This is a genomic window from Janthinobacterium sp. JF4, from assembly GCF_059617925.1.
The window spans coordinates 1-5,178 of sequence record NZ_JCAQAV010000084.1 but is presented as its reverse complement, the minus strand read 5'-3'; the positions used below and the strand labels follow the sequence as shown (position 1 = coordinate 5,178).

The following is a 5,178-nucleotide window of genomic DNA, read 5'->3' as shown; positions in this document are numbered from 1 at the left end:
TCCATGTGCCTTCGGGTGTAGGGGTTCGAGTCCCTTCGTGGGCACCACCAGCAACAAGTTGTCGATTGTTGTGATCCGCAGTACAGTAGCAAGGTAATAGTAACAAGCAGCACAATGCCCACGTGGCGGAATTGGTAGACGCGCATGGTTCAGGTCCATGTGCCTTCGGGTGTAGGGGTTCGAGTCCCTTCGTGGGCACCACCAGCAACAAGTTGTCGATTGTTGTGATCCGCAGTACAGTAGCAAGGTAATAGTAACAAGCAGCACAATGCCCACGTGGCGGAATTGGTAGACGCGCATGGTTCAGGTCCATGTGCCTTCGGGTGTAGGGGTTCGAGTCCCTTCGTGGGCACCATTACCTAATTCGCAAAAAAGCCGCAAACTTTCACGAGTTTGCGGCTTTTTTCATTTCAAGATGCCGCGCTGCCGCGGCCCTTTCCCTTATTTGGCCAGCGCCGCCTTGACAGCGTCAAGCAGGCTCGTCGTCGGACGGCCAATCAGCGCGCTCAATTGCTTGCCATGGTCTTCCAGGCCGCCCTTGGCCGCGCCCGCATCGGAATCAGCCAGCAGACCGGCAAAGCCTTCCGGCACGCCCACGCTCACCAGCGCCGCCTTGAAATCTGCCTGCGGCAAATCCTTGTACACAATCGCCTTGCCCGACTGGCGCGCCACTTCGGCCGCGTACTCGGCCAGGGTAAAGCCGTGGTCGCCCGCGAGTTCGTAGATGGCTTGCGGCTGGGCCGCCGTCAGCACGGCGGCCGCGGCGGCAGCGTAATCGGCGCGCGCGGCGGACGAGAAGCGCCCGTTTTGCGCCGCGCCCAGCACCACGCCATGCTCGAGCACGGGCGCCAGGTGTTCCGTATGGTTTTCCAGGTACCAGCCGTTGCGCAGGAAAGTGTAGGGCAGATTGGCTGCGCGGATGGCCGCTTCCGTGATCACGTGCTCGGCGGCCAGGCCCAGCGGCGACGTGTCGGCGCGCAAGACACTGGTATAGGCCAGCAGAGATACGCCAGCGCGCTTGGCGGCATCGATGACGTTCTGGTGCTGCTGCACGCGCTGGCCCACTTCGCTCGATGAAATCAACAGTATCTTCGTCGCGCCCTTGAACGCCGCGTCGAGGCTGGCGCCATCGTTGTAGTCGGCCTGGCGCACTTGCACGCCCCGGGCGGCCAGGCCGGCGGCCCTGGCCGGGTTGCGCACGGCGGCGATGATGTGGGCGGCGGGGACGGTTTTCAGCAGGCTGGCGATGACGTGCTGGCCCAGATTGCCTGTGGCGCCGGTGATGACGATCATGATTTCTCCTTGGTACGTGGGTGGTAAAACCCTATAATAGGACTATTACTTACCTATTGTAAGTACGTACCTTTTGGTAAGTAGTATTGAAATCCACATTCACAAGGCCAACTATCATGTCCACAGACACTCCCGGTGCCAGCCTGCGCGCCGCCCTCGCCCGCCAGAATCAGGGGGCGCACCTGCTGGCGGCCGCCTGTCCGTCGCGCGCCGTGCTCAGCCACCTGACCAGCCGCTGGGCCGTGCTGGTGCTGGTACTGCTGTTGAGCGGCACGCGGCGCTTCAGCGAATTGCGCCGCGAAGTGGGCGGGGTCAGCGAAAAAATGCTGGCGCAAACCCTGGAAGCGCTGGCGGGCGATGGTTTCGTGCTGCGCCAGGCGTATCTGGTGATACCGCCCAAGGTGGAATACAGCCTCACGCCGCTGGGACGCGAGGCAGCCGAACGCCTGGCTGTGCTGGTCGACTGGATAGAGGATAATTATCCGCGCATCGAACAGGCGCGCGCGGCCCTGGAAGCGGCAGCGGCAGCGCAAAATGCGGCTTGAACAGATTGCTTTTGGTTACCAAGAATTATCGTTTACTCCTACTTGCCTTGATGTAATACTAGGCCCATGAACCGCGTAAGGGCGCGACACCATGAACCAGTTGATTTCTTCTATCACCGACCGCGCCAATGTGCTACTGGTCAGCAATTCGCCGAATGATGTGCGCGAACTGCTGTATGTGCTGGACCGGCATAACCTGGGCACGGGACTGGCGGGCGATATCGACGAAGGCGTGGAACTGGCGGCCGGCGGCACGGACCTGATCCTGCTCGACGCGGCCCTGGCGGGCACGAATATCGGCGCCACCTGCATGCGCCTGCGCAATGCGGGCGGACGCCACAGCGTGCCCCTGCTGCTGATGTCGGCCACCCCCAGCGCCGAGGAACAGGGCCGCAGCGTGGGCGCCGGCGCCAGCGACTACATCAAGATGCCCTTCAATGCGCGCGACGTGGCGGAAAAAATCCTCATGGAACTGGCGCTGCACAAGGCCGAGGCGCCCGCGCCGCGTGCCGTTACGCCGCCGCGCCCCCTGCATCCGCAAACGCTGGAAGTCAATTACCACTCCATCCTGGCCGGTTCGCCCGACGCCGTGCTGCTGTTCGATATCGACAACCGCCTGCTGATCGACGCCAACCACCTGGCCGAAGAATTGTTCGGCATGCCGCTGGCCGGACTGCTGCAAGGCGGCATGGAGCCGCTGTTTCCCAGGCATCAGGACGATGGCCGCGCCTCGCCGCAACTGCTGGAAGAAAAGATCCGCGATACCTTGCAAGGCAAGATCGTCGTCTTCCGCGCCAGCTGCTGCCACCGCGACGGCCACCCGATCGCCTGCGAAATCCGGCTGATGCGCCTGTCCGTGCCGGGCCGCCAGCTCGTGCATGCGCGCATCATCGACTTGACCGAACGCAACCTCGCCGAAGAGATGCGCTCGGGCCAGAGCACCTTGCTGGAAATGGTCGCCAAGGGCGCGCCCCTGATCCCCACCCTGGACCACTTGCTGCTATTGATCGAAGGCCAGTCGCGCGGCGTGCTCTGCTCCATCATGCTGCTCGATGATGACGGCGTCCACATGCACAGCGCGGCAGGTCCCAGCCTGCCGCCGGAATACATGGCCCTGCTCGAAGGCGTGGCCATCGGTCCCGGCGTGGGCTCTTGCGGCACGGCCATGTTCCTGCGCGAACTGGTGGTCGTCACCGACATCATGCACGACCCGCTGTGGGCGCCCTACCGCAAGCTGGCGGCGCCGTTCGGCTTGCGCGCCTGCTGGTCGCGCCCCATCTTCGGCCAGGATGGCGCCGTGCTCGGTTCGTTCGCCATGTACTACCGCGAAGTGCGCCAGCCCGACGCGCGCGACCTGGAACTGATCGACACGGCCACCGACCTGGCCGGCATCGCCATCGGCCGCATGCGCCACGAACGCGAACTGCAGCGCCACCGCACCCACCTGGAAGAGCTGGTGGCCGAACGCACGGCGGCCCTGACGCAGGCCAAGGAACAGTCGGAGCAAACGAATCTGGAATTGGCCGCCGCGCTGGAAAACCTGTCCATCACGCAGGAAGAACTGGTGCGCCGCGACAAGCTGGCCGCGCTCGGCGCGCTGGTGGCCGGCATCGCGCACGAACTCAATACGCCGATCGGCAACGGCCTGGTGGTGGCCACCACCATGGCCGAGCGCACACGCGAAATCCAGGCCAGCTTCCTCGATGGCTTGCGGCGCTCCGAGCTGGGCGCCTACCTGACCCAGGCCAGCGAGGCGGACGCGATCATGCTGCGCAACCTGCAGCGCGCCGCCGACCTGGTCTCGAGCTTCAAGCAGATCGCCGTCGACCGCGCCAGCTCGCAGCGCCGCCACTTCCTGCTGCGCCAGTTCATCGCCGAGCTGATGCTGCCCCTGTCCACGCCGCTCAAGGCCGCCGGCCTGAGCCTGACGCAGGATGTGCCGGACGGCCTGGCCATGGACAGCTATCCGGGTCCGCTGGGCCAGGTGCTGAGCAACCTGCTGGAAAACTGCCTGCGCCATGCCTTCGAGGATCGCAGCGGCGGCAATATCGCCATCACGGCACGCGGCAGCGACGATGGGCAGACGATCACCCTGTCCATCGCCGACACGGGCGTGGGCATCGCCGCCGACGACCTGGCGCACGTCTACGACCCCTTCTTCACGACCAAGCTCGGTTCGGGCGGTTCGGGCCTGGGCCTGCATGTGGCGCACAACATCGTCACTGGCGTGCTGGGCGGCCATATCCATGTCGCCAGCAGCACCGGCGCCGGCAGCGGCACCACCTTCACCCTGCAGCTGCCCGCCGCGGCGCCGCAAGCGCCCGCCCCCTGAATGGCAGGCGCACTACAATGCCGGCAGGCTTTTCTTTCGGAGCACCTATGAAATACCTGATCGCCACGGCCCTGCTGGCCGCCTGCGCGTTTGCCTCGGCCGGGCCTGCCCCCTGGTACAAGTGGCGCAGCAAGATCGACGGCACCCTGGCGTGCGCCCAATCGACGCTGGGTTTTGGCTGGGAACTGGCCGCAGGGCCGTACAAAGATAGCCGTTGCGAAAAACCGGCGCTTGTTAAATAATGGGGCCATGACCACACGGGGCACCGGCTTGAGATCAAGCGATGGCATTGCGGCGTCGAAAGAGTATGGAACGATAAGAACGTATCTATTCAAACCGAGGAGACCACATGTTTACGAATCCCGAACAATTCGCATCGGCCACCAAGGCCCTGTTTGAATTCCAGCTGATGACCTTCAACACCCTCACCTCCAAGGCCGTGCAAGGCGTGGAACAGGTACTGGCGCTGAACATGGCCACCGCCAAGTCCGGCATCGAGGATGGCCTTTCCGCCGGCAAGGAAATCAGCCAGGCCACGGATCCGAAGGCCGCCATGGCCGCCGCCGCTGCCCAGCTGCAACCGGGCGTGGCCGGCGCGAAAGCGTATAAACAGCAACTCGACGACATCATCAAGGAAATCCACACGGAATTCACCACGGCCGCCGAAGCCCACGTGGCCGAAGCGAAAAGCAATCTGAGCGCCCTCATCTACGACGTCACGAAAAACGTGCCGCCGGGCTCGGAAAACGCTGTCGCCATCGTCAAGGCGGCCATCGACAACGCCTTCCTCGGCTACGAGCAAGTGACCAAGGCCACGAAACAGGCCGTGAAAACCGTGGAAGATCAAATTGCCAAAGCCAGCGCACAGGTAGCGCAGGCCACGGCGGGCGCACAAGCTGCGGCTGAAAAGGCGGCGCCAGCGGCCAAGCCAAAGGCGGCTAAAAAGTAAGCGATGTAGATACTGTTATCCCCGTCAAGCGGCGTGCAAGGTCGGATCAAATATTTTTC

General features: G+C 63.7%; 5 protein-coding genes and 2 tRNA genes. 6 read left to right on the top strand and 1 reads right to left on the bottom strand.

Annotation, left to right across the window (positions count from 1 at the left end; genetic code table 11):
* Positions 1-116 precede the first annotated feature (116 nt).
* Positions 117-201 (top strand) — tRNA-Leu (locus AC54AF_RS26830).
* A 69-nt stretch (positions 202-270) separates the two neighbouring features.
* Positions 271-355: transfer RNA gene (locus AC54AF_RS26825), tRNA-Leu, on the top strand.
* 86 nt (positions 356-441) lie between these two features.
* Here AC54AF_RS26825 and AC54AF_RS26820 read toward each other — a convergent pair.
* Positions 442-1,293 carry an NmrA family NAD(P)-binding protein gene (locus tag AC54AF_RS26820; RefSeq protein ID WP_496639017.1) on the bottom strand — a complete coding sequence of 284 codons (852 nt, stop codon included), beginning with the start codon at positions 1,291-1,293 and terminating at the stop codon, positions 442-444.
* A gap of 116 nt (positions 1,294-1,409) precedes the next feature.
* Here AC54AF_RS26820 and AC54AF_RS26815 point away from each other — a divergent pair, with 116 nt between their 5' ends.
* From AC54AF_RS26815 to phaP, 4 genes are all read left to right on the top strand, one after another.
* Positions 1,410-1,838 (top strand): winged helix-turn-helix transcriptional regulator, encoded by a 429-nt coding sequence (locus tag AC54AF_RS26815; RefSeq protein ID WP_496639016.1) that lies wholly within the window; start codon positions 1,410-1,412, stop codon positions 1,836-1,838.
* 91 nt (positions 1,839-1,929) lie between these two features.
* Positions 1,930-4,170: an ATP-binding protein gene (locus AC54AF_RS26810; RefSeq protein WP_496639015.1), complete on the top strand. Its 2,241-nt coding sequence runs from the start codon at positions 1,930-1,932 to the stop codon at positions 4,168-4,170.
* A gap of 47 nt (positions 4,171-4,217) precedes the next feature.
* Positions 4,218-4,412, top strand: a complete 195-nt coding sequence (locus AC54AF_RS26805; protein ID WP_131687317.1) for a hypothetical protein — start codon at positions 4,218-4,220, stop codon at positions 4,410-4,412.
* 107 nt (positions 4,413-4,519) lie between these two features.
* Complete coding sequence (phaP, locus tag AC54AF_RS26800) at positions 4,520-5,119, top strand: TIGR01841 family phasin (RefSeq protein WP_496639014.1); 600 nt, start codon at positions 4,520-4,522, stop codon at positions 5,117-5,119.
* The last annotated feature ends 59 nt before the right edge of the window (positions 5,120-5,178 follow it).